The following is a 1,814-nucleotide window of genomic DNA, read 5'->3' on the forward strand; positions in this document are numbered from 1 at the left end:
GCCTCTTCAACACGCTCAAGAACTGGCGGCGCGTTGCAATACGCTATGACAAGACCAAGGAATCATATCTCGGATTTGTCGCCATCGCAGCAGTCAAACTATGGATACCCTTTGTCCACGAGCGCTAGGCAGAATCGACATTCAACGTAGCCAGATCGTGATGCGGCGAGGTGAATGAAGCCGTTAAAATGGATGGTTCGCCTGTCATAGCGAGTGGCGAAGCGGCGGAAGTGCTTGAGGCGGTTGAAGCACCGCTCGATGCGAACATTTGATCTTCTGCGAAAAAGGGGCGTCGACGCCCCTTTTCTATGAGAAAATTTAGATGATCATTGCGGGTCTGCCGCACTGTACGAGCAGATAGCCCATAGACTTGGGAGATAAGATGCGCGAATTGAAAAGCGAAGAATTGGCTTCGGTGGTCGCGATGGCGAGAACATGAACGGCGACGGTAGTGGCACCCGTGCGAGTGGGGATAGCTCAGGCGGAAGCAATTCCGGTGGCGCTAGCCGTGATCAGCCACCGGCGGCTATGGTCCAGTGATGCTCACCAGGCACACGATCCTTAGCGGCGTAGGGGGGATGGTCTCTGCGTTGACGCTCCCGGCCACAGCTCTGGCTAAATCCTCATGGAAGCCTGAACGATTTAGGCTGGGGATACCGTTGGTCTGATCTGATCGCTCCGGCCAGTTCGGACGATGAGCCGCTCCCCCTCGAAGCTGCTCAGAATACCGTCAGAAGCATGGGGCTTGCGGCGAAGCTGGGACGGCACGTCTCCGACCGTTACGGCTATCTGTCGGGGACCGATCGGGACAGGGCGGCGGACATCCATGCCATGTTTGCGGACGAAGGGTTCGGGCCATATTCGTCATTCGCGGTGGTGGTTGGGGCAGCGCTCGATTGTTACCTTTGCTCGACTGGGATCTGCTTCGCGCCAATCCCAAGTTGCTCGTCGGCTCGAGCGATGCCACAGCGCTTCACCTTGCTTTCGCCGCACGCGTGCGTTTTCCCACGGTCCACGCGCCAAATCTCTCCAGACGCTGGGGCATCATAAGTTGGGAGAGCTTCTGGCGGCAGACATTCACCGACGGGACCCCGTTGCTCGATGAAACAACAGAACAGGACCGGGTACAGGATCGCTGGGAGACGACGATGATCCGGCCCGGCAAGGCACGTGGCCGGCTGCTCGGCGGCAACCTGACCATACTGTCAACGTTAATGGGCACGCCATGGCTTCCCGACTTCGATGACGCGATCCTGTTCCTCGAAGACGTGGGAGAGGCCCAGTATCGGATTGACCGGATGCTGAACCGGCTCGCGCTCGCGGGCTTGCTGGGCAAGCTGGCCGGAGTGATCTTCGGACAATGCCCGCGCTGCAACAGCAACCATCCGGATTATGCCGGTTTCACCATACCGCAGGTCCTGGACCAGTATCTGTCGCGACTGAAGGTGCCAGCGTTCTCGGGCGCCAATATCGGCCACGTGGCCAATCAGCTCAGTCTCCCCGTCGGCGCGCAAGTGGAGATGGACGCAGATGCCGGTACGATCCGCCTGCTGGAGCCGATAGTGGTTTAAGAGACGGTCCGGAACGTTCTTGATTTTGAACGTACGCCTGCGAGGAGGGCCGCCTTGCTGAGAAGTGAGGCGCACTGGATGTTCTGTCTATATGGACGTCAATATAGACAGTGTGAGATCCGAGCGCACGGCGCGCCTGATCGACCAGATGGAATTGCAGCTCGAAGAACTGGTGATGGATGAAGCCGCAGCGCAGGCGGCTGCCGCCAAGACCTCGAGCGTACGTTCGTTCACGCGCAAACG

Annotated in this window: 1 protein-coding gene and 3 pseudogenes; all 4 read left to right on the plus strand. The window is 58.8% G+C overall.

Going from position 1 to position 1,814, the window contains the following annotated elements:
- Positions 1 to 128, plus strand: a pseudogene (locus DUT91_RS27105) (IS5 family transposase); the annotation flags it as partial.
- Between the two features lie 544 nt (positions 129 to 672).
- Positions 673 to 959, plus strand: a pseudogene (locus DUT91_RS27110) (LD-carboxypeptidase); the annotation flags it as partial.
- A gap of 189 nt (positions 960 to 1,148) precedes the next feature.
- Positions 1,149 to 1,571: a S66 peptidase family protein gene (locus DUT91_RS27115; protein ID WP_281032650.1), complete on the plus strand. Its 423-nt coding sequence runs from the start codon at positions 1,149 to 1,151 to the stop codon at positions 1,569 to 1,571.
- A gap of 115 nt (positions 1,572 to 1,686) precedes the next feature.
- Positions 1,687 to 1,814 (plus strand): annotated as a pseudogene (locus tag DUT91_RS24895) (IS66 family transposase); the annotation flags it as partial.

Source organism: Paramesorhizobium salinisoli (genome assembly GCF_003335045.1).
Lineage (GTDB): Bacteria > Pseudomonadota > Alphaproteobacteria > Rhizobiales > Rhizobiaceae > Paramesorhizobium > Paramesorhizobium salinisoli.

What these genes read in the sequence shown, in the direction of transcription:
- DUT91_RS27115 (WP_281032650.1), top strand. Translation starts at nt 1,149, where the DNA reads ATGATCCGGCCCGGCAAGGCACGTGGCCGGCTGCTCGGCGGCAACCTG.